Below are 725 nucleotides of genomic sequence, written 5' to 3' on the forward strand. Positions count from 1 at the left end.
CATCGGTAATACGTGACCTCCGTCACGCCGATGGCTCGAACGGCATCGGCAACGGATTGGCCTTGTGAGACCATCACATCGACCTGGCGTAACTTGGCGACGATCTCTTCCGGCTTGTGGCGCTTTTTCGGCATTGTGGTCCTCCTGTCTGCCTCAAGACATACTTTAGGGTGGACCAGTTCAATGGGGGTGGATCAGTCTTACAATCCGCGCCAAAGCATGGAGGCTTGAATGCTGACCATCGAGCAGCTGCAGGTCCGTCTCAACCTTGATGCCGGCGCACTTCAGCTATGGATCGACGAAGGATGGCTGTTGCCCCGGGGGGACCCGGACCTCGCCTTCACTGAAGGCGATGTGGCACGGGCACAGCTCATTCTCGACCTGAAGCGCGAAATGGGCGTCAATGATGAGGGGATTGGCATCATCTTGAGCCTCGTCGACCAGATGCACGGGTTGCGCAGGGTTCTTCGTGAGCTGATGCAGGCCAGCCAAGAGGCCGGGCTGCCGCGTTCGTAAGCGGGGGCGGAACAAGAGCTGCTCTTGGCCAGTTCGGGGGCGTCCTGGAGTTCGAGTTAACGGATTGCAAGGCGTTCCGTCATGAACGGCTTCAACATGCGTCCACCCTCCAACCGATCCATTTTGTAACGCCGAATCTGGACGTGGTCAGGGCTGGAAAGAGTGTTCCACAAACGCCTGTCGGACTGCCGAAGACGTTTTTCTCACAT

General features: G+C 57.9%; 1 protein-coding gene and 1 pseudogene. One reads left to right on the top strand and one right to left on the bottom strand.

Translation table 11 applies throughout. The features are described from left to right. Window positions 1-134 (bottom strand): annotated as a pseudogene (locus FS320_RS44535) (IS3 family transposase); the annotation flags it as partial. Between the two features lie 97 nt (window positions 135-231). Between FS320_RS44535 and FS320_RS44540 the strand changes: the two are divergent. After that, window positions 232-516, top strand: coding sequence for a chaperone modulator CbpM (locus FS320_RS44540; RefSeq protein ID WP_192926444.1), 285 nt, complete (start codon window positions 232-234; stop codon window positions 514-516). Window positions 517-725: the final 209 nt, after the last annotated feature.

This window comes from Microvirga tunisiensis (genome assembly GCF_009296175.1).
Classification (GTDB): domain Bacteria; phylum Pseudomonadota; class Alphaproteobacteria; order Rhizobiales; family Beijerinckiaceae; genus Microvirga; species Microvirga tunisiensis.

What these genes read in the sequence shown, in the direction of transcription:
- FS320_RS44540 (WP_192926444.1), top strand. Translation starts at nt 232, where the DNA reads ATGCTGACCATCGAGCAGCTGCAGGTCCGTCTCAACCTTGATGCCGGC.